This window comes from Pseudomonas sp. TMW 2.1634 (genome assembly GCF_001703595.1).
Lineage (GTDB): Bacteria > Pseudomonadota > Gammaproteobacteria > Pseudomonadales > Pseudomonadaceae > Aquipseudomonas > Aquipseudomonas fragi.
Genome location: NZ_CP016849.1, coordinates 2,459,046 through 2,485,556 on the forward strand (window position 1 = coordinate 2,459,046; position 26,511 = coordinate 2,485,556).

A 26,511-nucleotide genomic window follows, 5' to 3' on the forward strand; every position below is an offset into this window, starting at 1 on the left:
GGCGTGTTTACGGCAGCACTGCGGGGCGCTGATTTGCCGCAAATGCATGAGCCTTGCCATCACGGCAAGTCATGCAGGTTTGGACAGCAAGCAGTGACAGGCTATTTTCAGCCGCGCTCGGCGGGTGCCGACGACAGTTCGAACGGGCTGCTGCTGCGGCGCTGGTTGCGGTCTTCACGCGGTGTCGCGCCAAAAAAGTTGCGGTAGGCGCTGGAGAAGTGCGGCCCCGACGAGAAGCCACAGGACAAGCCGATCTGGATGATCGACTTGCTGGTTTGCATCAGCATCTGCCGCGCCTTGTTCAGGCGCAGTTCGAGGTAGTACTGGCTGGGTACGCGGTTAAGGTACTGCTTGAAGATGCGCTCCAGTTGCCGACGGGAAACGCACACATGCTGGGCGATTTCGTCGGTGGTCAGGGGCTCTTCGATATTGGCCTCCATCAGCAGCACAGCCTGGGTCAACTTGGGATGGCTGGAACCCAGGCGGTTTTGCAGGGGAATGCGCTGACGCTCGCCACCTTCGCGGATGCGCTCGACCACCAGTTCCTCGGACACCGCACCAGCTAGCTCGGCACCGTGATCGCGAGCCAGCACCGCCAGCAACAGGTCGAGCACCGACAAGCCGCCACAGGCACTGAGACGGTCCCGGTCCCAGTCAAACAGATGACTGGTGGCAATCACCTTGGGGAAGCGCTCGGCAAAATCATCCTGCCAGCGCCAGTGAACCGCCGCGCGGTAACCATCGAGCAAGCCCAGTTGTGCCAGCGGGTAAACGCCCGCTGACAATCCGCCAATGACGCACCCTGCCCGCACCAGCTGCTTGAGCGCACTGCTCAAGGCCGGGGCCAGGGCCGCTGGCGGCTCATCGGCGAGCAAAAACAGTTTCTGGCAACCTTCCAGCTTGCCGTTCCAGGGCTCACCGGGCAATTGCCAGGCACCGTCGAGCGGCGCTTCGGCCTGCAGGAACAACAATTCGTAGACGACTTCAGGATGCACGCGCTGGGCAACACGCAACGCTTCCTCGGCCAGCGCCAGGGTCAGGGCCTTGGTGCTGGGCCAAATGAGGAAACCAATTCGATGGGCGGTCATAGCGTGCTATCCGGAACGAGAACAGGAATAAAACCAATACACCCAGCCTAGGCCAGCTGCGCGGGATGCGGAGCATGACCTATTTTGGTGCATGGCGGCAGTGTTAAAACTGCAGTTACTTCAAGCTGCCCGACAAAAACTGCTGCAAACGCTCGCATTGCGGGTTGACCAGCACTTCACGCGGGTCGCCGCTCTCTTCAACAATCCCCTTGTGCAGGAACACCAGCTGGTTCGACACTTCACGCGCAAAACCCATTTCGTGGGTCACCACCACCATCGTGCGGCCTTCCTGGGCCAGGTCCTGCATCACCTTGAGCACATCACCCACCAGTTCCGGGTCAAGTGCTGACGTTGGCTCGTCAAACAGCATGACTTCCGGTTCCATCGCCAGGGCGCGGGCAATCGCCACACGCTGCTGCTCACCACCGGACATATGCCCCGGGTAGGCGTCCTTGCGATGGGACACGCCCACTTTCTGCAGGTAGTGCTCTGCCTTGTCACGGGCCTCGGCCTTGGACATGCCCAGCACATGCACCGGCGCTTCCATGATGTTTTCCAGCGCGGTCATGTGCGACCACAGGTTGAAATGCTGGAACACCATCGACAGGCGCGAACGCATGCGCTGCAACTGCTTGGGATCGGCAGCCTTGAGCGCGCCGTCCTTGCTGGCGATCAGCTTGAGCTCTTCGCCGTTGAGCAGGATCTTGCCGGCATGGGGCTGCTCGAGCAGGTTGATGCAACGCAAAAAGGTACTTTTGCCGGAACCACTGGAACCGATGATGCTGATCACATCGCCTGCCTTGGCGGCCAGTGAAACGCCTTTGAGCACTTCATGACTGCCATAGCGTTTATGCAGGTCTTGGACTTCAAGTTTGTACATGCTGTCGGTTCTCACAAAAACAGTCAGTCGTTGAGCAAGCGCCCGTGGCGCAAAGGCTCGCGCCCCGCCACTTTAGCCAGCCAGAAACCGGGTTGGGCATAACGCAGGCGCTCAACGGCAAATAACACGCCGGATGTTCCTGCGCATACCGTACTGACCCGGTCAGATAAAGGATCAATCACTTCAAACAGCGGCTCGCCCTTTTCAACCCAGGCGCCCACCGGACGTAAAAAACTCACCACACCGGGGTGCGGTGCAAACAATAACTCAGTGCCTTCAAACGGCATGCCTTCGCAGGTGTCATGCAGTGCAGCAGGCCAGTCGCCATTGATCAGCCCTTGCTCGGCCAGAAACGCCAGAATGCCCTCGGCATACGCTTCGGCCTGGGGCCGGCCGGTATCAGCCTGGCCGCCCAGCTCCAGGGTGGTGGACATGCAGGCCAATGGAATCTGCGCATCGGCAAACCGGCGCTGCAAACGCAGCCAGGGCACGGAGCAGGCTTCATCGAAGGAGCTGCCACCCGAGTCTTCAGCCAGCAAGCCAACCCGCACACCCAGCTGCGCAGCCAGCGAACGCCACTGCGGCCAATGCTGGGGCAACGCGTACATGTGCAGGGCAGCGTCGGTTTCACAGTGCAGGTCCAGCACAATGTCTGCATTACAGGCATGGCTCAACAAGACACGCTGCATACCTTGCAACGGGCTGGTCGCCGCTGGCAACCCGGACAACACCTCCAGCATGGTCTGACGGATCAGCCGGGTATTGGCGTGGGGATCATCCCCCAGGCGACCTGCCAGCCGCTGCGCTACCGGCTCACTCAACTCGACAAAATCGCGATTGAAGTTCTTGCCGCTGGCAAACTCGAAACGCCCCTGGTGGCTGCCTTGCAGCAACTGGCCAAGCCCCAGGGGGTTGGCCACGGGCACCAGCTCAATCACACCGTTCAAGGCGCCACGGGCTTCAAGTTCGCTCAGGCGTTTCTTTAGCTCCCAGGCACAACGCATGCCCGGCAGCTCGTCGGCATGCAGGCTGGCCTGGATATAGGCCTTGCGCTCACCTGCGCCGAACCGGAACACCGTCAAATGACGCTCGCAACCCAGGTTGTTCCAGGGCAGCAGGTGATCGATACGTTCCATCGGTCAGGCCTTGCGCGGGGCCATATAGCCCAGCCAGCGGCGCTCGGCCAGTTTGAACAGGCGCACCAGAATGAACGTCAGGCACAGGTAGAAAGCACCAGCCGTGATATAGGCCTCAAACGGCAGGTAGTACTGGGCATTGACCGTACGCGCAGCGCCGGTGATGTCGATCAGGGTCACTATGGAGGCCAGGCTGGTGGTCTGCAACATCATGATCACTTCGTTGCTGTATTGCGGCAGCGCCCGGCGCATGGCCGACGGCAACAGAATGCGGCGATACATCTTGGAACGGGACATGCCCATCGCCTTGGCTGCTTCAATCTCGCCATTGGGCGTGGCCCGCAGGCTGCCGGCAATGATTTCGGCGGTATAGGCGCTGGTATTGATGGCAAATGCCAGGCAGGCGCAGAAGGTGGCACTGGACAACAGCGGCCACATAAAGCTGTCACGGATGACTTCGAACTGGGCCAGACCGTAATAGATCAAGAACAGCTGCACCAGCATTGGCGTGCCACGAATCACATAGGTAAACAGCCAGGCCGGAAAGTTGACCCAGGCCTGCTTGGAGACCCGCATCAACCCCAGCGGCACGGCCGCCAGCAAGCCGAAAAACAGCGAAATGCCCAGCAGTTTCACGGTTTCCAGCAGCCCGCTCAGGTACAGCGGCATGCTGGCCCAGATGACGTTGTAGTCAAAGATCATAGCTCAGCCGCCCTAACGCCTACCGAGTAGCGCTTCTCAAGTTGTCGCAGTGCCAGCAGCGAAACACTGGTCAATACCAGGTACATCGCTGCAACGGCCAGGAAGAAGGTGAACGGCTCGCGGGTGGCATCCGCCGCCTGCTTGGCCTTGAACATCATGTCTTGCAGGCCCACCACCGAAATCAGCGCCGTAGCCTTGGTCAACACCAGCCAGTTATTGGTAAAGCCCGGGATCGCCAGGCGAATCATCTGCGGCACCAATACCCGGAAAAACACCTGGAACGGACTCATGCCATACGCCATGCCGGCTTCAGCCTGCCCCTTGGGGATGGCCATGAACGCACCACGAAACGTCTCGGACAGGTAGGCACCAAAAATAAAGCCCAGGGTGCCGATACCGGCAGCCAACGGGTTCAAGTCAATGTAATCGTCGTAGCCCAGCATTGGCGCCACGCGATTGAGCAAGTCCTGACCGCCGTAGAAAATCAGCAAAATCAGCACAAGGTCGGGAATCCCGCGGATTACCGTTGAATACAGATCGCCCATCCAAGCCAGCCAACGTACCGGCGACAAGCGCAACGAAACACCGATCAGACCTAGAACAATGGCCAGGGCCATGGACGACAAGGCGAGCTGAAGCGTCAGCCAAGCGCCATCGAGGATGACAGCCCCGTAGCCTTTCAACATGATTCCGGCCCTCTAGAAAAATAGCTCGAAAATGAGGATGAAAAAATGGCGCAAACTTCAGAGATCCTGTCGCTTGCGCCATTCAGACGTACTGCTGCGATGTATTACTGACCGTAAATATCGAAGTTGAAGTACTTGTCCTGGATTTGCTTGTACTTGCCGTTTTCACGGATAGCCGTGATGGCAGCGTTGATCTTGTCTTTCAGGGCGTCGCCCTTGCGCACGGCGATACCCACGCCATCACCAAAGTATTTCACGTCGGTGAAAGCCGGGCCTGCGAACGCATAGCCTTTGCCAGCCGGGGTTTTCAGGAAACCGTCTTCCAGCAGGGTGGCGTCGGCAACGGTGCCGTCGAGACGACCCGCTTCAACATCCAGGTAGATTTCGTTCTGCGAGCCATAAGGCACGACCACTGCACCTTTGGGTGCCAGGACTTCCTTGGCGAAACGGTCGTGGATCGAACCGCGCTGCACGCCGATTTTCTTGCCTTTGAGTTCATCAAGGCTGTCGCTAACCACAGTACCTTCCTTCATCACCAGGCGAGCCGGGGTCAGGTAGTACTTGTTGGTGAAATCAACCGACTTCTTGCGGTCTTCGGTGATGGACATCGAGGACAGGATCGCGTCGATTTTGCGCACTTTAAGCGCAGGGATCAGACCATCGAATTCTTGCTCGACCCACACACACTTGACCTGCATCTGCTCGCACAGTGCATTACCGATGTCGTAGTCAAAACCCACGATACTGCCATCCGGGGCTTTGGAAGCGAACGGAGGGTAAGCCGCTTCAATACCAATTTTCAGAGGTTTGTCAGCAGCAAAAGCCTGCAGGGACAGCACGGACAGTGCCAGGGCGCCAAGAAGCACGAGTTTCTTCATCTTAGGACTCCATCGGTAAAGGCAATAAAAGCAGAGTGAGCCTGAGCCCAATATGCGGAGGTTAAACCGGGAATGCGGCGCCACGTCCTACTGGCGTTGCGCTGTGACCAGCACAACAACGACGAGCGAGTGATCGGCATTCTAACGACAGGCTTCAAGCCGTTATTTCTTCAATGCGACAACTAATTACAGATGCATCGAAAAAGGCGGCCTCGCGTGTTGACATCTCTGCAAAAAAATGCAAGAGGAAAAGACGTAGAACCTATAGAAGCTGCAAATAGCGGGCCTATTATTCGCAAACCCTTCTATTCCGGCAAGTGCAGCGTTTAATCTTATTTTTTCAGGGCACCAGAAGGGCTCTAAATCGGTGCTTTAGGTGTCGCAAAGCCCCATCTTGGAGCCGTCGGTTACATATTCGGTAACACCGCCCGCCGGCGCGCACAGTTGCAATTGTCTTGCCGGCCCTGAATGCACCTTGTGGGAGCGGGCTTGCTCGCGATGCATTCGATGCGGTGTGCCAGATAAACCGAAGCGCCGTCATCGCGAGCAAGCCCGCTCCCACAGTAGATTCCAGGCCACCATAAAAAAGCCCCGCCAGGTAACACCGGACGGGGCTCGATGACGCTCAGAACGCCTTATGCGACTTTCATGCCTTTATGGGTATCGATCAAGTGCTGCACCACACCCGGGTCAGCCAGGGTAGAGATATCGCCCAGGCCGTCGTACTCACCGGTGGCAATCTTGCGCAGGATACGGCGCATGATCTTGCCCGAACGGGTTTTCGGCAGGCCCGGCGCCCACTGGATAACATCCGGCGAGGCGATTGGGCCGATTTCCTTGCGCACCCAGTTTTTCAGCTCAAGGCGCAACGCCTCACTTGGCTCTTCGCCACCATTGAGGGTGACGTACACATAGATGCCCTGCCCCTTGATGTCATGGGGCACACCGACCACTGCAGCCTCAGCGACTTTGGGGTGAGCCACCATCGCGCTTTCGATTTCCGCGGTACCCATCCGGTGACCGGACACGTTAAGCACATCATCCACGCGGCCGGTGATCCAGTAGTAACCGTCTTCGTCACGGCGCGCGCCGTCACCGGTGAAGTACATGCCACGGAAGGTCTTGAAGTAGGTGTCGACGAAACGGTCATGATCGCCATACAGGGTCCGCGCCTGCCCTGGCCAGGAATCCAGAATCACCAGGTTACCTTCAGCAGCCCCTTCTATTAGGTTGCCCAGGTTATCCACCAGCCCCGGCACCACCCCAAAGAACGGACGCGCCGCACTTCCTGGCTTGAGTGCATGCGCACCCGGCAGCGGGCTCATCATGCAAGCGCCGGTTTCAGTCTGCCACCAGGTATCCACAATCGGGCAACGCTCTTTACCAACGGTTGTGTAGTACCAGTTCCAGGCCTCGGGGTTGATCGGTTCACCCACCGAACCCAGCAAGCGCAAGCTGGAACCATCGGCATCCTTAACCGCCGCCTGACCTTCGGCCATCATGGCGCGAATGGCTGTAGGCGCGGTGTAGAGAATATTGACCTTGTGCTTGTCGACGATTTTCGACACGCGGGTAATGTCCGGGTAGTTCGGCACGCCTTCGAACAGCACGGTGGTCGCGCCGTTGGCCAACGGCCCGTAGACGATATACGTGTGACCGGTCACCCAGCCGACGTCCGCCGTACACCAGTACACCTCGCCCGGGCGGTAGTCGAACACACGCTCGTGGGTCAACGCCGCATAGAGCAGGTAACCGCCCGTGGTGTGCTGCACACCCTTGGGCTTGCCGGTAGAGCCGGAGGTATAAAGGATGAACAGGGCTTCTTCAGCGCCCATTTCTTTAGGCGCACAGTGAGTCGAGGCTACGGCCATCAGGTCGTGGTACCAGATATCACGGTGCTTGTACCAGGCGATGTCGCCGCCGGTACGCTTGAACACGATGATCTTCTGTACGCTGGAGGTATCCGGGTTGGTCAGGGCCACATCGACATTGGCCTTGAGCGCGGTGCGCTTGCCGCCGCGCAAGCCTTCATCGGCGGTGATCACCACCTTGGATTTGCAGTCGATGATCCTGCCCGCCAGCGCCTCTGGCGAGAACCCGCCGAACACCACCGAGTGAATGGCACCGATCCGGGTACACGCCAGCATGGCGACCACGGCCTCGGGCACCATCGGCATATAAATAGTGACAACGTCACCCCGGTGCACATCCTGACCGCGCAAGGCGTTGGCCAGCTTGCACACTTCTTCGTGCAGTTCACGGTAGGTAATGTTGCGTTGCTCGGAAGGGTCATCCCCTTCCCAAATGATCGCTACCTGATCGCCGCGTTCGGCAAGGTGGCGGTCCAGGCAGTTGTAGGAAACGTTGAGGGTGCCGTCCGCGAACCACTTGATATCAACATGATGGTCGTCGAAAGACGTCTGCTTGACGGTAGTGAAAGGCTTGATCCAGTCGAGACGCTTTGCTTGTTCGCGCCAGAAGCCATCCGGGTTGACGACGGACTGCTGGTACATCGCCTTGTAGGTCGCCTCGTCGGTCAGCGTATTGGCAGCGACTTCAGGGCGTACGGGATACAGGGAAGCGGCACTCATGTTTCATACCTCAATGCTTGTAGTTGTTGTTTTATGACCCTGTTTTAGCCGGGCCAAGCCGTGAGATCCATTCGACGTTGGTAGTAAGAAACACGCAGAAAACTCGTGGTTTTTCTGCGCAAGGCTCAAGCACAGTACTTACAGCGATTTGCTGCTTGCCATGCACCTTGCAAACGTCAGAAATGAGCCCTGTTTTCGACGATTGTTGCAGAAACTGTCAACAGTCTTTATCAAAACCCCCTCTATATGCCCGCACGGCACAGGCCTAAAATTCATCTCGCCAACCAAGGCACCGCGATTAACCCAAGTTACAGCCCCCACGAAGGCAAGTTTAGTCGCTCTTAAATACTCAGTTCCACACACAGCCTCACAAGGGCTGTGTGACCCCACTCGACCGAAAACAGGTAAATCTGAAATGAAAGCGTTGTTAGTTCTGGCCCTGAGCAGTGTGTGTCTGACCGCCATGGCTGATGAAGTGAACACACCCGCTGCGCACTCGCAACCTGCCGTAGAACAGTATTCCTACTCGTCCGAACTGGATATCGCCAAAGTCATTTCCATGAGCGAAATCCCCAGCGTCTGCGAAGTGGTGCCGGCCCAAATGGTCTACGAAGACTCGCAGGGCCAGCAACACACCCTTGAATACCGCGTGATGGGCAATGGCTGCTCCAACGGCTGATTAACGACCGGCGATTTATTCCAGTTTTAATCAACTCACTTATTTAAGCGAACCAACGCGGCGCTTAATTGCAACTTCCAACCTGACTTATATAACGTTGAAAAGTTGCCCGCCTGCGCTTGTAACGCTCGGGAATTATTTAATGAAACGTTCATTGATTGTGGCTTTGAGTTTCTCCGTTCTGGCCAGTTCGGCCTTTGCCGCCGACGGCTATGACCGCACCCACACCGCCACATTTACTGAAGATGGCTACAACAGCACCCACTCTGCCAATTTTGCCGAAGACGGCTACGACAGCACCCGCTCCGCCAGTTTTGCCGAAGACGGTTATGACAGCACCCGCTCTGCCAGTTTTGCCGAAGACGGTTACGACCGCACCAACGGCCATCGCCTCAGCTAACACCGCCTCGACCTGACGCCCGGTATCTTCCGGGCGTGGTCTGCCTTGCATCAAATCCCCGCTCATCCCCGCTCATGCCACAGGTCATTTGGTCGCCCCGACCCATGACAAAAAAACTTCTGCCCCGGCAAACCCTCGCTCAGCCGCAGCCATGCCTAAGCCCAAGACCAATTTAGGGCGTTTCGTCGCATCCCCTGAAAAAAAACTGGCTGAAATACCTTGTGCAAAAGCCTTATACTGCGGCCATCAAAAAGGCTTGGCATATCCCCTTCGCGGGCTATAAAACCACGCTGCTACGGCCTCAAGGCCCAGGGTGAGTGCAGGCACGACCTCCTCCCCTGAGCGACAGCGGTACAAGCCAACGTACACATTCATGTTTTTGCGTGAGCACAACGCTACTGCAAGCAACATTTCTTAGATCCAAGTGGCCTATGGCCGTGTAAAAACCAAACCATCAGTGTTTTCACACGGGCATCTGGCCCTCACGCAGGAGACGACACGTCATGCTGAGCTGGGACGAATTCGACAAAGAAGACGAAGGCGAAGTCGCTGTTAAAGGCGCCAACGCAGGCCACGCAACCGAAGCCAACATGGACCGCCTCGACGCTGCTGGCGGCGTAGCTGCCCAGGAAGCCCGTGCAGTCACGGCTACCGATTCGGCTGCGATCATTCGCGCCAAGGCCGCGCTGGACAACCTCGACATTGCTGAAGGTCTGGCCGAACTCGAAGGCGCTTCCGCCCGTGTTGCGGTTGACGAAAAGATGATGATCAACTGCCGCGCCGACCTCAACCAGCTCGTGCCGTTCAAGTACGACTGGGCGTGGCAGAAATACCTGGACGGTTGCGCAAACCACTGGATGCCGCAAGAAGTCAACATGACCGCCGACATCGCCCTCTGGAAAAACCCGGAAGGCCTGACCGACGACGAACGCCGCATCGTGATGCGCAACCTGGGCTTCTTCTCGACTGCCGACTCCCTGGTCGCCAACAACCTGGTACTGGCTGTTTACCGCCTGATCACCAACCCGGAGTGCCGCCAGTACATCCTGCGCCAGGCCTTCGAAGAGGCGATCCACACCCACGCCTACCAGTACTGCATCGAATCGCTGGCCATGGATGAAGGCGAGATCTTCAACATGTACCACGAGATCCCGTCGGTTGCCAAAAAAGCCACCTGGGGCCTGAAATACACCCGTTCGATCTCTGATCCAAAGTTCGAAACCGGCACTGTCGAAACCGACAAGGAACTGCTGCGCAACCTGATCGCCTACTACTGCGTTCTGGAAGGCATCTTCTTCTACTGCGGCTTCACCCAGATCCTGTCGATGGGCCGTCGCAACAAAATGACCGGTGTTGCCGAGCAGTTCCAGTACATCCTGCGCGACGAATCCATGCACCTGAACTTCGGCATCGACGTGATCAACCAGATCAAGATCGAAAACCCGCACTTGTGGGACGCTGAAATGAAGGAAGAGGCTTCGCAGATGATCCTGCAAGGCACTCAGCTGGAAATCGAATACGCACGTGACACCATGCCGCGCGGCGTACTGGGCATGAACGCAGCGATGATGGAAGACTACCTCAAGTTCATCGCCAACCGCCGCCTGTCGCAAATTGGCCTGAAAGAAGAGTACCCGGGCACCACCAACCCGTTCCCGTGGATGAGCGAAATCATGGACTTGAAGAAAGAGAAAAACTTCTTCGAAACGCGGGTTATTGAATACCAGACCGGCGGCGCGCTGAGCTGGGATTGATACGCGCGGCTTGAGTCAAGCCATACGCAGAACGTAAAAAAGGGCCAACTGTGTTGGCCCTTTTTTTGTGCCTCTGCATGTTCAGTTGTTCTTAATAAAACTCAAGAACTCGGTATCTTCCCGCCACAGCTCAGCCAGTATTTTGCAGGGCTTGTCAGCAGCCTCCAGACGCTTGAGCTCCTCCACTGCTACCGCCCACCAAAGCAACTTGCAGGCCTCAAGGTAGGGGCATCGATTGGCCCGCTTACCCAACATATAGAATTTTGCAGCCTTGCGCGGTACAGCACCTTGCCGCATGAATTTCCATTTCAACCGCAAGCGATCGCGCAGCGGGTTTCTTGGAAGACGGTCAGGAACAGCAAAAGAAGCCTCTGGCAAGTCATCGCGATAGCCTTCGCCCTGCTCATGGAAAAACGCACGGTACATTGCATGGTGATAGCGCTTTACGGCGTAGTAATGATTGATGCAATCATTGGCCTCGATGACTCTTCGACCGTACAGCATAAACGACAGGGCAATTTGCTCAATTGTAAGGATTCTTGCACCCAGATGAGCCCATTGATCAATCAAACTGATTGCGCCTTCGACAATATGACTGTTGGCGTTGGTCATCCCGCAAACTCCGCTATTGAACAGTCTCAACGCAGGTGCAGGGGCTATATATTCAGCATCAAGATGTGTAACAAGCGGGCGATACCACGCGCGCCGAGAGGCTTGAGCCCAACTCAGCTCAAACTCATCCATTAAAAACTGGTCATCAGTGACGCGCTTGAACAGCAAAGCAGGGTCTTTGAAAAAAACCGTATCGGTATCAATAAAAATGGTTTTTCCGGCAAGCATGACTCCTGCCTGGATGGCACAAGCTTTACGTCGATGAGAATACCCGCCTGCACCCTGCCAAATACCCAGCGTCTCCTCACTCAAAGAGAGCACTGTGATTGGCCAGCCGTCAAATGCTTCTGGCTGGTCTGTCATCAGTGTGATCGTAAAATCAGCCGGGTTCTTTCTGTGGCGCAACGCCGATAAAATACTGAATCTCGCTTCAAGCCGATAAACCTCCTTGTCGCCGTACAGTAGATAAAGGAGTTGATGAGGGCCGATGACGGACCTATTTATGTGCTGTGTCATTTATTCCGATACCATTACTTCAGATAATGGGGAGTGTTCAAACAAACATCATCGAACCACTGAAACAACCCTTTCCAGGTCTTCTATTAGGTCCATACCGGGCAGACATGCTGACGCCCTCCCACGACTCGTTAATCTAGATGTGGGATTAACTCGCAGGCAAGAGTGTCTGAATGCCCCTGAACGGGATCAAGTTTCAGTTTTTTTTAAGAAAAAATATTTAGGATATTTCTGATTTCAGCTAAGAATTTTCTCTACTTGCCTAATCTTCTGGCTAGCCTGCTTATGTAATGGTCTAATTATTCTGAACATCCATTTAGGCAAGAATACTCGCCATATCGAGGTGTCAGGGGACCAAACAACGCCGTATCTTTTCCGCTGAATTCAAACGCGAGGCTGCCGACCTCGTGTTCAAGCAAAATTACAGTTTCATAGAAGCCAGTCGTTCACTCAGCATTGGCGAGTCAGCTCTGCGCCGTTGGGTTAGCCAGCTTCAGCAGGAACGCACAGGCGTTACCCCGCAGAGCAAGGCATTGACCCCGGACCAGCAAAAAATTCAAGAGCTGCAAGCTCGAATCGCCCGTCTCGAGCGAGAGAAATCGGTATTAAAAAAGCCCACCGCGCTCTTGATGTCGGAAGATCTCGAGCGTTCGCGCTGATCCATCAGCTAAGCGCCCACGAACGTGTTTACTGCTTGTGCGTGGAGTTCGGACTTACTACGCCCATCGCCTCAGGCGGCGATCTGCGGACGTTGAAAGAATTCGATTACGCAGTCGAGTCAGCGAACTGTTCACCCAGAGTCGAAGCGCTGCTGGCAGCCGCAGCATCGCGTCCATGATGCAGGAAGATGGCGAGCAGATCGGCCGTTTCAAGGTGCGCGGCTTGATGCGGGAATTGGGCTTAACCAGCAAGCAACAGGGTTCGCATGCATATAAAAAAACAACGGTCGAGCGGCCTGACATTCCAAACACACTGAATCGTGAGTTCGATGCTCCCGAACCAAATAAGGTTTGGTGTGGTGATATCCCCTACATCTGAGCGCAAGGAAAAGGGCATTACCTGGCCGTGGTTATGGAGCTCCTTGCTCGCCGTATGGTGGGCTGGGCGTTGTCAGGAAACCCGGATGCAGACTTGGTCACGACGGCTCTGGATATGGCCTATCAGCAACGTGGAAAGCCTCAAGGGCTGCTGTTTCACTCCGACTAGGGATCGTAATATGGAAGTCGCCACTTTCGCCAGCGTCTGTGGCGGTACCGTATCAGACAGATGCATGAGTCGCCGGGGCAATTGCTACGACAACTCACCGATGGAACGTGTTTTTTGAAGTTTAAAAACCGAATGGATACCCTCGGTGGGTTATATGTCGATTCAGCAGGCGCAACGGGACATCAGCCATTATTTGATGTATTGCTACAACTGGATACGGCCTCATCAATTCAATGGAGGGCTAACGCCCGTTCAGGCCGAGAAAAAACTTAACGTCGTGTCAGGGATTAGTTCGCTTCATCGGACTCAACCGTTCAGTGTGTGCCGAGGTGGGTACTCCCCCAGATCGGGAAGTATTTTTCAGAGTATCCCTAAAGATTAGCCAATCCACCCAAAGCCGAAAGCTTTATTAACTACAACTTCACATCAACTCAAGCATGCAAAAAAATTACTCAGCAGGCCATTTCAAGCCCTTTTTAAACTCTTCATACCAATATTTCCTTGAGTAAATATCATCCCGATCCAAATAATAGATAAAATCTTGAAGTCTAGCACTCAAGGAAAACTCAAATTTGTACTTGACAGTTGAAAGCCTGCCTTGGATCTCATACAAAGAATCAAAATACTCCACCGCCTCATCAAAAGAGGAACTGGCGGCTATTCTCCCAATTAACGTAGTACACTCTTCTTCATACACATGAAGATATTGATAAATAATTGAGACACTAGTGCGATAACGCTCCAGTTCATTTTCTAGGTCATTCCATATATCCATAAGAATCACTTGACCCTTATTGGCTGAATATGTCCAATCTGACCTGTTGTAGGATTATAAATCATTTCCAAACCGCCTCCTTCATACTTAAAATACCCTGGAGCACCACGTGGATCTGGGATTACTTTCGGGTTGCTACCGAGTATCTCTTTAGCTTGAATAAATGGTGCAGGACGCCCCTGACTCCACAAGCGCTCATAATAGGACTTACTAAATCTTAACCCATCTACAGAATAAAAGGTGCCATCAAAATTTATCGGCTTACCACCAATTGTAGCTTTTACTCCTCCCGAGACAAGCCGCCCTAACATTGCCGCAAGCCCCGCACCTGTGATCTCGCCGGCCATAAACATGCCCCAGGCCGTAACGAACTCAGTAGCAGGTTGAACACCATCAAAACCTTGCCCCTGGACCAGCGCCAGCTGTGCTTGGGCTATTTCATCATTGGTTGCACCCTTACTTTGCATATCTTGCGCTAAAGTGGTTGCCGCTTGCCCATACTCAGCCAAACCTGGTGGCAGGTGCTCCAGAAAGTTATATTGCGTCAAATTCTGCGCAATCCATTTCCCTTTCTCCAGCTTGCTGGCATCGACATCACTTTGAGCGGCCGCAGCCAACACGCCAACAATCTGTGAACTCATGGTTAGCAGGCTTTCATCGCCTTCAACCAGATTATTCAAATGGGCCACGAGCGCTTCGTTAGCACCAGCGGCTAAAGCTCCGGTTTTAAAATCACCGCCAGTAGCTTCGGCCAGCAAGCCCCCCACCATGGCCTGGATAGCGATTTTTTGTGCTGATCCGTCGCTGAAGACGTCTTTGGTGTAGTCCCCTATGGCATTGAAACTAGCTGCAGCCAAGGTGTTGAACAACGCATTTTTCAATGCATCGCTGACATTGCCACCCTGCCCCAATGCCTTACTCAAGGCCAAAGAAGTACCACTTTGCAGCGTCTGATTTGCTGCAAACTGCCCAGCACCTTTCCAGGTGTTGAGCGGCACGTTCACCTTGCTGGTTCCCGTATTAGTTTTGGTTCCTGTTAAGTCATCAAAGTAACCAGCTGTAACACCTGCTGTAACACCTGATATCGCATAACCCTTCATCGCATTTGACGAAGTTACGTCCTTGATCACGGCACCAAGGTTGCCGCGATTACTCACAGCACTGACCGTAGCGTTTGTCGCTGCGCCTGCGGCAACGGCACCTGCCCCGGCTGCAACTCCGACACTAGCTCCTGCTGCCGTCATTGCCGCCATTGCTGCTGGCCCTACAAATGCAGCCATCACAATTGCAATAATGATCTGCGAAGCAGGCCCAAGGCCAGAGTTGTTATACTTGAAGCTGTCGTGTATTTCCTTGACCTGACGCCAATCCACATCGCCCCGTTGTTCTGCATCTTTAAGCCATGCCAATTGCGGGTCTGCTTTTACCATCGCGTCGATAGACAGACTGACGGTTTGCTGGTCAACCTGTCTTATGTCGACCTTCAAGCCGTCAACGGCTTTGATCACGATATTGCCGTCAGCAATCATCTGGGTTTGTCGAACGGCTTCATCGGTGTTGCCCTTACCTTTGGATGAAACCCAAAACGCATTGTCATTGCTCTTCTCGTGACTCTCCTGATGCAGGTCCTTAACCGCCTCAAACGTCACCGCGCCACCACTGCTGATCATGATGTCGTTACCACTATCAAGCTTGGCCGCCTGGTATTGCTGATCACCGTTACTGCTCAAAGTCAGATCGCCACCGCTCTTGATTTCGCTGCCAACGTTTTTGATGTCGGTTACTTCATCACGCTTGGTTTTTTTGCTTCCCCACCCCCCATTTTTCTTCATGTCGTACAGTGAGTAATCACTGTCCTGCGCAGCCAACAGGCCCAGATTCCCACCCGCCACCAAATAAGCCTCACTCCCCGCCTCGACCCGGCTGGCGATCAATGCCAAATCCTGCCCCGCGCTCAAGGTCACGCTGCCGGCGGCCTTCACCGTGGTCGATACCTGGCTGACAAGATCGTCCCGAGTTTTGACTTTTTTGGTATTGAGCGAACTGTGTTGTTCGTTCGCCGCAGAAGCCAGGGTCAAGTCACCGGTTGCGGCCATGCCGATGTCGCGGGCAGCATCGATCTGGCTGGCGATGGCGCTGATGTCTCGCGCTGCAACGATCTTGAAGTCGCGGCCCGCCTCGACGACCGAGCCGTATTGAGTGGTGCTATCGCCACGGAACAGCGTGCCTGCAACCTGGCTGTTGCGCTGTTCTGAGGCAACAAGGTTGACGTCACGACCCGCCTTGATGGTGGTATCTGCGCCACTTTTAATCAGGCTGCCGACGCTGTTGACGTCGCGCCCGGCTTGCAGGGACAGATTATTCGCCGCTTCGATGCGGGCGGCGTTTTCCACAAAATCAGTGCGTTCGGTACGGTAGCCGTTGCTGCTGTTATGGCTGGTGACGGTGCGCTCGTTGAGTACATCACCTCCGGTCGCCGTCAGGCTTATATCGCGCCCGGCAATAATGCCGTCTGTCTTGTTGGTAAGGTTGTTACCCGCCAACAGGTCGAGGCGGTTACCGGCATCGATCAGGCCACTGTTTGCAAGGTTGTTGCCCGCACTGGCCAAGAGATTTTCGGTGGCTCGCAGGGTGCCTAGGTTGTTGAGGTTTTTACCGGCGATCAGCTTGACGTCGTTACCGGCAATCAATGCGCCATTGGGAGCAAGCCGCTTGTTGGCCTGAGCCAGGTACAAGACCGGTACCAGTACTTGTTCGTCGTTGATCGTGGTGTTTTCGAGCCAAACGATATCGTGGGTCAGGGCCGCGACCTGTTCGCTTGTGAGGGTGATGCCCACGGACAGGTTGAGCGCCTGCTTGCTGGCGATCGCGTTGTCCATCAGGTATTTGAACGTCGCCGCATCGCTGGTTTGGCCGTCGATAAAGCGCTGCCCAGTGCGGGCGGTGACAGCCTGCTGGATCAGGCGTTGTTCATAGAAACCGTCCCCCAGGCGTTTCTGGCTTTGGTCAGGGTCGTAACCCAACTTCGACAGCAGGTAGTCCGAGCCCATAAATTGCTTGAGGTTGGTCAGTGCCGGGTTGGTTTCGATCAGGTACTTGTGCGGGCGAGATGCACTGCTTGCATCAGGCAGGCCTTGTACGCGATTGATGGTCTGGGCGTCGGCCGGGATTGCAGAGTTGGCTATAGCCCCGAGATCTATCGGTGTGGTTGGCGAGCGATCTGCCGTGGCGACGCTGGAGCCTCCCAGGGCCCAGCTCTGCGGACCATCAGTGCTCGGAGTGCTGCTGTCTTGTGCACTCAGACGGAACAGGCCGTTCTGCCCTTCAGGCAAACTGAAACCGGGTAGCCCCACCGGGTTGACTTGCTGTTGTGCCATATCAGGCGGCAATTGGGAGTTGATCTGAATCGGCGTTGAGTAGCCACTCCCCGCGCCCGTTTCGGTTGGAGTGTGGCCGGCAGCAACGTAGGCGTAGTGAGGCCGTACAACGCTGTTGTTGATGTTCTGCTCGGCATTGAGGTCGACGTTGCCGCCGGCCTGGATGACGGCATCGTAGGACTGTCCTTCGATGTTCCGGGTACTGGTGGTGTGCGAGAGTTTGCCGCCGCCCAACAGGCCAATAAAGTAGCTCAGATCTGCTTCGACTGTGGCCGAAGGTGTGGGGCTGTTCTTGGCATTAAAGTTTGCCGCCGCTGGAACGGCCGCGAAGATCTGTGTGACATAGTTCCAGTAAGTGCGGGAGGTCTTGATCTCCTGCCCTTGCACGCCCAGGTTGTTGATGGTGTCCGCGTTGGCGGTGAGGTTGCCTGTGGCGGCGATGGTGCTGCTGTGGTTATTCAGTATCCCGGCGTTGATTTCAAGATCCGCGCCACTGCTCAACATGGACGCAAGGGTGCTGCGGATAATCTTCAGGCTGTCGATTTCGTCAATTCGCCACAGCCCGTTTCGACGGCCACCACTGCGGAAGTCGCAGCCCGCAATGGGTATTGCATTGCAATCAAGTTCGGTAATGGTCACCAAGCTTTTTTCATGGGCCGAGTACTCCAGCACATCCCTGACATTATTGACCGTCATGGCGCTGATGGTGAGCTTCTTCGCGCTCTCGATATTGCCCGAACGGTTATCCAGCAAATCTGCTTTAGTCTGGTCCACGTCCCTGGCGATCAGTACATCGCCCAAGGCATAGACCTGTGCATAGGCATTAGTGAAACTTGAAGCCAGCAACTGCATGTCGGCGCCGCTAAAAATCAGGCCATCGCGGTTGAGCAGTGTGTCGGCATCGAGTGTCAGCTTGCTCCCCGCTCCCAGAGTGCCGGAGTTGACTACATCATCGGCACTCAGACTCAGGTCGGTAGCAGAGGTCAGGCGCCCAGCGTTGTTCAACTGCCCCGCCACAGTGACCCAGGTATCACCGCCACCGGCCAGGGTGGCGGCTTCGTGGAGGTTCATGTGCGCGGCGCCAAGGTCCAGGGTTCCAAGGCTGCTTACTCGGCCACTGGCCGAGTAAGTGCCAACGAGGTCGAGGCTCAGATTACCGTCACTGGCGAGCAAGCCGTCGTTGGACCAGTTCCCGCCAGTGCCGGCAAAACGGTCGGATGCGAGCAACTGGCCGCTGACAGTTTGATTCAGACTATTGACGTTGACTGTCAGGCGTGCGGCCTGAATCACGCTGCTATTGGTCCAGGTATCCTGTTTGAGGGTCAAGCCGCCGCGGCTCACCAGACTGCCACCCACGTTGTCGAGGAGCGACGGATCGATGGCGAAGGTGCCACTGCCTGAATGCAATACATTGCCGCCAGCGTTCTGGAAGCTGCCCGCGAGCAACGTCAAGTCAGTGTTGGCGCTCTCAAGGGTGCCATTGCGGTTGTCCAGCAGCCCGCCAATCTGAAACAGGGTATTTCCGCTATTACCCAGGGTACGCAGTTGCCCTGCCCGGTTATCTACACTGGCAGCGCTGACATTGAAGAGGCTGGCACTTTCAATAATGCCTTTTTGGTTGTTCAGAGTGCCGCTCAGATCGAAGTTGACTTGTTGCGCAGCCACACGCCCGCCTGCCTCGCCGCTGTTATCGAAGGAGTTTGCGGTAACTTCCAACAAGCTCTTGGCGAAAAGACTACCGTCGCGATTATCTAAAACGCCGGTGGTAACGAAGGCATCCCCCGTTTGTGCGTCGATGCGGCCGCCGACGTTATCAATACTGTCCGCGTTCAGGTTCAAACGCTGGCCTTGGATAACACCTGCGAAACCGTTGCGCAGTACGCCGACTACGCGAGCATCGAGGGTTCCCTTGAGGCTGGCGAGTTCGCCTGCACGATTGTCCAGGTTGGCGACCTTAAGCTTCAGGTCGCCGTTTTGGGCAATCAATTTGCCGCCCTGATTATCGAAATCGTCAGCAATGTCCAGATGCAGGCTGGTCTTGCTTTGCACCTTGCCCTTGACGTTGTCCAGACTGTTCGCGGTAAGTCTCAGGTCGGCGTCCTGGCTGTAGATCAGGCCGTCATTGCTGTTTTGCACCAGGCCACTGGCGCTGATGTCCAACCTGCCATCTGCCGCAACTGTGCCGCGGTTACGGTTGTCCAGGCCAGCAGTCAACAGGGTCAGCAAGCTCCGGCTGACCAGTTCACCACCTTGGTTGTCGATCTGCGTCGATCCCTGGATCAGCATCGGGCCGCCGCTGGACAGCTTGCCGCGGGTATTGGTCAAGGTGCCCGGCAGGTCGAGGGTTGTGGCAATGGCGCTATTGATACTGCCAGCACTGTTGTCGAGGTCATGCGCGCTCAGGTCCAGAGTCGCGCCACTGTCGATTACACCGCCTTGGCCGTTGTTCAGTAAACCGCTGACGTTAAGGGTTTGGGCGTCAGCACTGGTTATATTGCCCTTGCCACTGTTATCCAGATCAGCCGCTGTAACGGTCAGTTTTTTTTGGCTTACCAGAACACCTGCGCCGCTGTTAAGAAGGCTGGAGCTGAGGTGTGCGTCAAGGTTGCCATAAAGGCTCGACAGCTTGCCGCTGTTGCGGTTGTCGAGCGTTGCGCCGGTGAGACTCAAGCCCTGCCAGCCAGAGATCAGCCCACCCTGGTTAAGCAGGCCGTGGCCATTGATGTCCAACAGGTTATTGCTGATCAGCTTGCCGGTACTGTTATCGAGGTTGCGACCACTCAGGTTTAGGGTTTGCGTGGTGGAAATTTCGCCGCCACGGTTGTTCAGGTCTCGCAGATTCTTTAGGAGCAAGGGACCCTTGGTAGTGATCAGGCCGCTGGAATTGTTCAGATCGCCCGTTGCCGTACCGAAGTCCAGTGCGATGGCCTTGCCCAGCAACGAACCATTATGGTTGTTCAGCTCTCCACTGTTGATGGTCAGTGTATTGCCCGCTTCGATAAGCCCCTGGTCCCGGTTGCTCAACAGGCCCTGAACATCCAGTTGCAGATCGCCAAGGCTGGTCAGGGAACCGGAGTTGTTGTCGAGGTTTGCCGCTCGCCCATCCATCGTCGCTGCGGCGATCAGGCCTTTGATATTGGTCAGGGCCTGAGCAATGCGCAGGGACAGCCCGCCATCACTCAGAAGTTGGCCATTGCTGTTATCGAGGTTATCCGCCGTCAAGGTAAAACCTTGGCGACTGGAGATTTCGCCACCCTGGTTATTGACGCCCTTGAGGTTTTTCATTACCAGTAGCGGTCCGTTGATCAGGCCGCTCTGGTTGTTTAACTGACCGTATTTGAGGTCCAGGGTGAGTACGGTTTTGCTGGTAAGTTGTCCGCCCTGCTGATCCAAACCAGTGACGCTAGCTGTCAGGGCTTTGGCGCTAACGATGCTGCCCTCACGGTTGTCCAACTGGCCCGCCGTGATAGTGAGATCGCCTGCTGTGTTGATGCCGCCGCTCTGGTTATCCAGTGCGCCGGTGTTGATCTGTAGCGCTTGCCGGGCACTCAAGGTGCCCTTTGCGCTGTTGTCGAGGCTGGCGCTGCGCACGTCGAGACCGGCATTTGTATCTACACTTCCCCCTCGGTTATCCAGGGCGCCATCAGTGGTGACACTGAGTTGGTCACTACTGGACAACTTGCCCAGACTGTTAACAAGAGTCCCCGCCGAAATGCTCAACAAACCTTCAGAGCTGATCAGGCCCTGACTATTTTCTATACCTGCACTGAATGCAAACCTGCTGTCCTTTTGACTGGAGAGCCTGCCCTCCTTGTTGTCCAGACGCTTACCGGTCAACGTCACGCTGGCCAGGCTCGTCACCTCGCCGCCGCGGTTGTTGATATCTGCCACATCAAGCAGCACCCCTCGGGTACCGCCGACCAGACCGCCCTGGCGATTGTCCAGGGTGTCACTGATCAGATGCACAACACCTTGGCCAATCAGTTGACCATTGTGGTTGTTGAGCTCCTGCACCTTGACCTTAAGGTTCTGTTTGCTGGAAATCTGACCGCTGCTGTTATTGAGGCTGGCGGCGGTGACATGTGCACTCCCATCAGCCACCACCGTACCACTCTGGTTTTGCATTTTGCGGTCAACGCTCAAACCCAGCTCACCCAAGCTACTGAGCATGCCATTGCGGTTATCCAGGCTGCCAACCCGGGCGTCGACGCTGTTGGCTGAAACCAGCCCCTTGCTGTTAAGCAACCGATCGGTGTTGAGGTCGAGATCACCGCTACTCAGGACTCGCCCCTTGTTCTGGTTATCCAGAGTGTCTGAGCGGATGCTGGCGATCTGTTTGGCACTCAGTGTGCCGCCTTGATTGTTCAGGGTTTGGGCGTTAACCATCAGTTTGCGGCTGGCGACAATGCTGGCGTCTGTGTTGATCAGTGCCTGTGCTTTGATTTGCACATCACCAGCCGTGTTGCGTGAATTTTCTGAATTGACCCCGGCTTCGATAACGCCGTGATTGGTCAACTGTGCGCCGCTGGAGAGCTTGATGCTGTCGCGGGCCACGAGATTTTTACGAATGGTGAGGTTGCCTTGAGCCTGCATATCCAATGTGGTGCCAGCATAGATCGCCCCTAGGGCATCCAGGCTCACAGATTTAACGTTGAAGTCAGCGCCAGCCGTGGCCTGAGCTATGCTCAAATGCCCATTGGCATCAAGCAGAATATCCCCGCCACTGGCCGCCAACCTACCGTCCAGCTTGACCCCTACTCCCGCTTCAGTGCCCACCAGCCTGATGGCACCTGCGTACATGCCGCCCAAGGCGCTGGAGTCAATGGCCAATTGCGGCTTGGCACTGCCGTCATCCGTACGCGCAGTGGCATGCAGCGTCCGGGCATTGACGTCGTTACGACCGGCAATCACCGTCAAATTGCGCGCATTGATCTGGGCGTTGATCTTCGCCGAGCGGGTGATCATGTCGAAGCGGTCGACATTGCTGGCGTTCAAGCCCTGACCATCGATGGTCACCGTGCCGCCATCGACCTGATAACGATCCAGACGACCATCATCAAAGACTGGCTTGCCCGTGCTCAACGTGACGCTAGGAGTGTTGATAAAACCGCAGCCATTACAGGTAATGCCGTACGGGTTGGCCACGATGACCTTGGCCGATTGTCCCGCTACCTCGGTGTAGCCGCGTAACTGGCTGGGGCTGCCGCCGTTTACTTCGTTGAGGATGATATTGGCAGCATTGCCATGCAGGTTCGGGTTGCCAAGGATGATCCCGCCCAGCTGGGTTGACTGTGTACGGTCGATCCCGTTGTTGAGAATCAGGCCATTGGCCCCGACGTTGTAGTCACTGAACTGGTTGTGCGACAAGCCACTGCCGTTGGGTGCTGCAATATTGACGATGGGTACACCATTGCCCGCCGCTCCCAGGCTTGTGCCTGGACCGCTGACGACGATGCCTTCGGCCTGCACCAACAGTGGTTGCCAGAAAATCGCATTGGCCAAAATAAAGGCCAGCCCACGTTTGGGCATTCCCCAAAAGGATTCCCGGGGTTGCAGGGCAGCTGAAGGCTGGCGAGCCAAAAAGGCTAAATGTCGATCATCCATGTCATTTTCTCGATACAACAAAACGTTGAATTACAGGAAAAAAACCATCCGAAAGTAGATCGGAGCTTCGCGCTCGGTGAGCACATCCGGTCGTTCCAGGGAGTGGGCAAAGGTCACGCTGGTACTGAAGTTACGGCCACGGGCAAACAGCTCCAGCGAGTTGCTGGAGACTCGGCCGCTGGTCTCACGGTTGTAGCGGCCGTGACGAATCACGCCCTGGTCGTAGCCAAGGCTGGTGCCGTAATCGGTCAATACCGGGCGCAGCCAGTCCAGGGTTACCGGACGCGACCAGCGCAGGTCGTTGCGCCAATAACCACCGCTGTCACCCGAAAGTTGTTGGTCCTTGTAGCCACGTACCGAGGCAGAACCGCCCAGGCTTATCCGTTGCGGACTGAACAGCGCATCCTCACTGCGTTGGCCGGTGACCATACTGGTAAAACTGAGGGACTCGCCCCATAGCTTGAATGGCTGCAAATAGCTGATGGTCGCGGTGTATTTGCGATAGCGGGCGTTTAGCGTGCCCGGTTTAGAGCTGTGACTCCCTTGGGCATCAAAGGCACCGATGCCCTTTTGCAGGCCGACATCCAGATTGACGAAGGAACTGGCGATACGCCGACCATGGTTGATGCCAAACTGGAATTCGCTGAGCCGGTGACTGCTGTTGCGCAGTCGCGTATCGCGTACATAGTTATTGGAGCGCATATGCGCCAGACCGGTATTGAGCGAGGTTTTACTCATCGCGTCGCGATGGATCACCCGCTCGGCACGCAGTTGATGGTTTGTACTTTCACCGGATTGCTTGAAATCAAAGGTGTTGGCTTGGGCCACCGAGCGGTAATCGCTCTGGCTGTAGGTATAAGCGAAGTTCCACCAGCCCCACGGCAGGTTGTAGTAGAGCATCGCGCTCTTCGAAGATTTCTGGTTATCACTACTCGCATCATGACCACCGCGCATAACCAATTGATCCGCCAGGCCTAGCGGGCTGTCCCACTCAAAGCCGGTACCCCACTGTTGCTCCCCAGTGCTTTTCTGGCCGTCGTTGTTACGCGCCAGGCTGACGCGCCACGGCTTTTGCGGATTGTTTTTTACCACCACCGCGCTGCTGCCCACTTCATTGCCCGGGGCCAACTCCATTTGCGCCTGATTGGATGGCAAGCGGTTGAGCTGATCAATCGCCTGCTCGATTTCCCGCAGACTGAGCCGGCTACCGGCCTGACCGGGAAAACTCATGGTTAATTCGCGACGGGATAGTTTGCTGTTGTCGGCGCCCTTCAAGCTTTCGAGCTTGCCCTCAACCACCAGCATTTGCAGATGACCCTGGGACAAGTCCTGTTGTGGCAAGTAAGCGCGAGTGGTCACCAGCCCCCTGTCGATGTAATGGTTGGTGATGACCTTGAGTAATTCGTTGAGCTGGGACACGCCCAGACACTGCCCGATATAGGGCTGGAACATGGTGTCACACTCGTTGGCGGACAGGCTGTCGGCGCCTTTGAGCTGGATCTCTTGTATGGGAAAACAACGACTATCGACTGCCTGAACTGGAATCCCAGGAGAAATCTGCTTGCCGGGAAGCTCCTGAAGCTCCTCCAGCCGGCGCCGTTGTTCTTCGAGCAGGCGCTCCTGACGATCCCGAATCAGATCCAGATCACCAGGTTCAGGCAATGACGCTTGCGTGGCAGAAGCCTGCCCCGCCAAGGTGCCGAGCAGAACCAAAGATAACAACCTCAACCCGAGGTGAGATACCGACATGCTGACGTCCATCCATACACCGTTAATCTGGTAAAGGGACTAACTCGCAGGCACAAACGGCGGAGTCTCCCTGAATGGAAGTAAGTCTCGGGCTTGATTGAAATTAAAGAGTTAGGACGCTTCCGATATCTACGAAGAAATGTCCGCGAATTGGTCTAGCAAGATGAGGCGATCAACCCGCCGATTTTTCCGCACAGACAAAACTACACACATCCCATTATCGAAATATTCGACCTTTGCTCCCCACGCAAAAGCCCGCAAAAAAGCAGCCGCACAGCAGATTCCGCCGCTCGGCACTGATCAAAAAATGAATTTGTCCCAGAGATAAAATAACTGTATAAAAACACAGTATATTTTCAAGCACTGACTCAGCCCTGGAGAAACCCATGCCTCATTCAGCCACGCGCAGTACGTTTGAACGCATCGTCATCAATCAATTTACCCCGCTGCACTGCGCGCAGGCGCGTGAAATGCTGGGCTGGGATCGCGAGCAGCTGAGCGAGCAATCAGGGGTTTCAGTCGCGGCAATTGAACGCTTCGAGGCACAAGCCCCCGTGCGCGACGTTACCCGGCTGGCCCTGGCCTACAGCTTTGAGGCGCAGGGCCTGGTGTTCTTCCCCGGGTTTACCCCCGGGCGCGGGGGCAATGTTCGCGGCACAACGCCAGACCCGATGGGGCGCGAGGATTTTGCTCTGATCGAGTGAAATACAGCCCTAATGCCCCGGGGTTTCTACCTCTAGCCACCAGGCACGGCCCGGGTCAGGCGTAAGCAGATTGAAAGCCTCACCCATTTGTGGCGTTGTAATGAGCACATTGCACTGCTCTGCCAACGCCACAATGCGGTCAAATGGCTCTGACCAGGCATGGAAAGCCAGGTCAAAGGTGCCATTGTGAACGGGCAGCAACCACCGCCCATTGAGGTCAAGATGTGCCTGCAGGCTGTGCTCCGGCTGCATATGCACATGGGGCCAATCCACGTTGTAGGCCCCTGTCTCCATCAGGGTCAGATCAAAGGGGCCGAACTGCTCTCCGATCTGCTTGAAGCCGTCAAAATAGCCCGAGTCACCACTGAAGAAAATTCGCACATCATCAATGATCATCACCCAGGATGCCCAAAGCGTCTGGTTGTGATCGAACAGCCCCCGACCTGAAAAGTGCTGGGACGGAGTGGCGATAAAGCGGATACCTGCCAGGTGAGCTTCCTGCCACCAGTCCAGTTGCTGAACCTTGCTGGCTGGCACGCCCCACTTTACCAGCAGGTCACCGACACCCAGCGGTGCAAGAAACTGACGTGTTTTTGCCGCCAACTGCAACACGGTTTTTTGATCCAGATGGTCATAGTGATTATGGGAAAGAATCACCGCCTCCAACGGTGGTAGCTCATCCAGGCTGATGGGCGGCTCATGAAAGCGCTTGGGTCCAAGCCACTGAAACGGCGAGGCGCGCTGCGCATAGACCGGGTCGGTCAGCCAGTATTTGCCTTTGAGCTTGAGCAGCACGGTTGAATGACCCAGCCGATACACACTGAAATCCGCCGCCTCATCCAATTGCTCACGGGTGAGTGGCTTGACCGGGATCACACCTTCAGGCCGCGTGCCCACTGGCTTGTGAAAAAGCAGTTTCCAGAAGATGCCCAGGGTCTTGCCAAGGCTGGAAGACGGCCGCGCGCCATCATTTCGAAATGCGCCCTGATATCGCTCAGCGGGTTTAGGCCGCCCAGCATTGCGTGAGTCGAATGCCATGGATTGAAGGCTCCAGTGAGAAATGGTTATTGCCTTGCTTTTAGCCCCTTGAAAGGTGGGTTGTCATTCTATAAATATCAGTGCCCACAACAGGCACTGTCAACGCAGCAGATTGAGCGTCGGCTAAATAGAGCTA

Annotated in this window: 16 protein-coding genes and 1 pseudogene; 5 read left to right on the plus strand and 12 right to left on the minus strand. The window is 55.8% G+C overall.

Features of this window, described 5'->3' with window-relative positions:
- Positions 1 to 107: 107 nt before the first annotated feature.
- The 7 genes from argR to acs all read right to left on the minus strand — a co-directional run bounded on the left by argR (position 108) and on the right by acs (position 7,961).
- Positions 108 to 1,088: a transcriptional regulator ArgR gene (gene argR / locus BFC21_RS11715; protein ID WP_086798388.1), complete on the minus strand. Its 981-nt coding sequence runs from the start codon at positions 1,086 to 1,088 to the stop codon at positions 108 to 110.
- 115 nt (positions 1,089 to 1,203) lie between these two features.
- A complete protein-coding gene (locus BFC21_RS11720) occupies positions 1,204 to 1,968 on the minus strand; it encodes an ABC transporter ATP-binding protein (RefSeq protein ID WP_016782126.1) in 765 nt (254 codons plus the stop codon).
- Between the two features lie 23 nt (positions 1,969 to 1,991).
- Positions 1,992 to 3,104 carry a succinylglutamate desuccinylase/aspartoacylase family protein gene (locus BFC21_RS11725; RefSeq protein ID WP_088377940.1) on the minus strand — a complete coding sequence of 371 codons (1,113 nt, stop codon included), beginning with the start codon at positions 3,102 to 3,104 and terminating at the stop codon, positions 1,992 to 1,994.
- A 3-nt stretch (positions 3,105 to 3,107) separates the two neighbouring features.
- Positions 3,108 to 3,806, minus strand: a complete 699-nt coding sequence (locus BFC21_RS11730; protein WP_016782124.1) for an ABC transporter permease — start codon at positions 3,804 to 3,806, stop codon at positions 3,108 to 3,110.
- Positions 3,803 to 4,492: an ABC transporter permease gene (locus tag BFC21_RS11735; protein ID WP_016782123.1), complete on the minus strand. Its 690-nt coding sequence runs from the start codon at positions 4,490 to 4,492 to the stop codon at positions 3,803 to 3,805. The genes BFC21_RS11730 and BFC21_RS11735 overlap by 4 nt, the downstream gene beginning before the upstream one ends.
- Positions 4,493 to 4,596: 104 nt before the next feature.
- A complete protein-coding gene (locus BFC21_RS11740) occupies positions 4,597 to 5,370 on the minus strand; it encodes an ABC transporter substrate-binding protein (protein WP_016782122.1) in 774 nt (257 codons plus the stop codon).
- 635 nt (positions 5,371 to 6,005) lie between these two features.
- Complete coding sequence (gene acs / locus BFC21_RS11745; RefSeq protein WP_086798394.1) at positions 6,006 to 7,961, minus strand: acetate--CoA ligase; 1,956 nt, start codon at positions 7,959 to 7,961, stop codon at positions 6,006 to 6,008.
- A 415-nt stretch (positions 7,962 to 8,376) separates the two neighbouring features.
- Here acs and BFC21_RS11750 point away from each other — a divergent pair, with 415 nt between their 5' ends.
- From BFC21_RS11750 to BFC21_RS11760, 3 genes are all read left to right on the plus strand, one after another.
- A complete protein-coding gene (locus tag BFC21_RS11750) occupies positions 8,377 to 8,640 on the plus strand; it encodes a DUF2790 domain-containing protein (protein WP_088377941.1) in 264 nt (87 codons plus the stop codon).
- A gap of 142 nt (positions 8,641 to 8,782) precedes the next feature.
- A complete protein-coding gene (locus BFC21_RS11755) occupies positions 8,783 to 9,040 on the plus strand; it encodes a heme utilization protein (RefSeq protein WP_120266154.1) in 258 nt (85 codons plus the stop codon).
- 503 nt (positions 9,041 to 9,543) lie between these two features.
- Entirely contained in the window at positions 9,544 to 10,794 is a 1,251-nt protein-coding gene (locus BFC21_RS11760) for a ribonucleotide-diphosphate reductase subunit beta (RefSeq protein WP_016782118.1), read from the plus strand.
- An 81-nt stretch (positions 10,795 to 10,875) separates the two neighbouring features.
- On the opposite strand, the gene BFC21_RS11765 is transcribed toward BFC21_RS11760, so the two are convergent.
- Positions 10,876 to 11,922, minus strand: coding sequence for a hypothetical protein (locus BFC21_RS11765; RefSeq protein WP_120266155.1), 1,047 nt, complete (start codon positions 11,920 to 11,922; stop codon positions 10,876 to 10,878).
- Positions 11,923 to 12,257: 335 nt separating this feature from the next.
- Between BFC21_RS11765 and BFC21_RS11770 the strand changes: the two are divergent.
- Positions 12,258 to 13,420: pseudogene (locus tag BFC21_RS11770) on the plus strand (IS3 family transposase); the annotation flags it as partial.
- A 156-nt stretch (positions 13,421 to 13,576) separates the two neighbouring features.
- Here the strand turns inward: BFC21_RS11770 and BFC21_RS11775 are convergent.
- From BFC21_RS11775 to BFC21_RS11785, 3 genes are read right to left on the minus strand one after another with little or no spacing between them, the layout of a single operon-like run.
- Entirely contained in the window at positions 13,577 to 13,903 is a 327-nt protein-coding gene (locus BFC21_RS11775; RefSeq protein ID WP_095004574.1) for a hypothetical protein, read from the minus strand.
- Positions 13,904 to 13,908: 5 nt separating this feature from the next.
- The gene (locus tag BFC21_RS11780) at positions 13,909 to 22,884 is read right to left on the minus strand and encodes a DUF637 domain-containing protein (protein ID WP_120266156.1); all 8,976 of its coding nucleotides are present in this window, start codon (positions 22,882 to 22,884) and stop codon (positions 13,909 to 13,911) included.
- Positions 22,885 to 22,914: 30 nt separating this feature from the next.
- Complete coding sequence (locus BFC21_RS11785) at positions 22,915 to 24,633, minus strand: ShlB/FhaC/HecB family hemolysin secretion/activation protein (RefSeq protein ID WP_120266157.1); 1,719 nt, start codon at positions 24,631 to 24,633, stop codon at positions 22,915 to 22,917.
- Between the two features lie 386 nt (positions 24,634 to 25,019).
- On the opposite strand from BFC21_RS11785, the gene BFC21_RS11790 reads away from it, so the two are divergent.
- Positions 25,020 to 25,337: a helix-turn-helix transcriptional regulator gene (locus tag BFC21_RS11790; RefSeq protein WP_088377946.1), complete on the plus strand. Its 318-nt coding sequence runs from the start codon at positions 25,020 to 25,022 to the stop codon at positions 25,335 to 25,337.
- A 9-nt stretch (positions 25,338 to 25,346) separates the two neighbouring features.
- Here BFC21_RS11790 and BFC21_RS11795 read toward each other — a convergent pair whose 3' ends face one another.
- Positions 25,347 to 26,375, minus strand: a complete 1,029-nt coding sequence (locus BFC21_RS11795; protein ID WP_120266158.1) for an MBL fold metallo-hydrolase — start codon at positions 26,373 to 26,375, stop codon at positions 25,347 to 25,349.
- Positions 26,376 to 26,511: the final 136 nt, after the last annotated feature.

Coding starts and splice junctions, on each gene's coding strand:
- BFC21_RS11720 (WP_016782126.1), bottom strand. CDS start 1,968: ATGTACAAACTTGAAGTCCAAGACCTGCATAAACGCTATGGCAGTCAT.
- acs (WP_086798394.1), bottom strand. CDS start 7,961: ATGAGTGCCGCTTCCCTGTATCCCGTACGCCCTGAAGTCGCTGCCAAT.
- BFC21_RS11725 (WP_088377940.1), bottom strand. CDS start 3,104: ATGGAACGTATCGATCACCTGCTGCCCTGGAACAACCTGGGTTGCGAG.
- BFC21_RS11780 (WP_120266156.1), bottom strand. CDS start 22,884: ATGGATGATCGACATTTAGCCTTTTTGGCTCGCCAGCCTTCAGCTGCC.
- BFC21_RS11740 (WP_016782122.1), bottom strand. CDS start 5,370: ATGAAGAAACTCGTGCTTCTTGGCGCCCTGGCACTGTCCGTGCTGTCC.
- BFC21_RS11755 (WP_120266154.1), top strand. CDS start 8,783: ATGAAACGTTCATTGATTGTGGCTTTGAGTTTCTCCGTTCTGGCCAGT.
- BFC21_RS11760 (WP_016782118.1), top strand. CDS start 9,544: ATGCTGAGCTGGGACGAATTCGACAAAGAAGACGAAGGCGAAGTCGCT.
- BFC21_RS11765 (WP_120266155.1), bottom strand. CDS start 11,922: ATGACACAGCACATAAATAGGTCCGTCATCGGCCCTCATCAACTCCTT.
- BFC21_RS11785 (WP_120266157.1), bottom strand. CDS start 24,633: ATGTCGGTATCTCACCTCGGGTTGAGGTTGTTATCTTTGGTTCTGCTC.
- BFC21_RS11775 (WP_095004574.1), bottom strand. CDS start 13,903: ATGGATATATGGAATGACCTAGAAAATGAACTGGAGCGTTATCGCACT.
- BFC21_RS11790 (WP_088377946.1), top strand. CDS start 25,020: ATGCCTCATTCAGCCACGCGCAGTACGTTTGAACGCATCGTCATCAAT.
- BFC21_RS11735 (WP_016782123.1), bottom strand. CDS start 4,492: ATGTTGAAAGGCTACGGGGCTGTCATCCTCGATGGCGCTTGGCTGACG.
- argR (WP_086798388.1), bottom strand. CDS start 1,088: ATGACCGCCCATCGAATTGGTTTCCTCATTTGGCCCAGCACCAAGGCC.
- BFC21_RS11795 (WP_120266158.1), bottom strand. CDS start 26,375: ATGGCATTCGACTCACGCAATGCTGGGCGGCCTAAACCCGCTGAGCGA.
- BFC21_RS11730 (WP_016782124.1), bottom strand. CDS start 3,806: ATGATCTTTGACTACAACGTCATCTGGGCCAGCATGCCGCTGTACCTG.
- BFC21_RS11750 (WP_088377941.1), top strand. CDS start 8,377: ATGAAAGCGTTGTTAGTTCTGGCCCTGAGCAGTGTGTGTCTGACCGCC.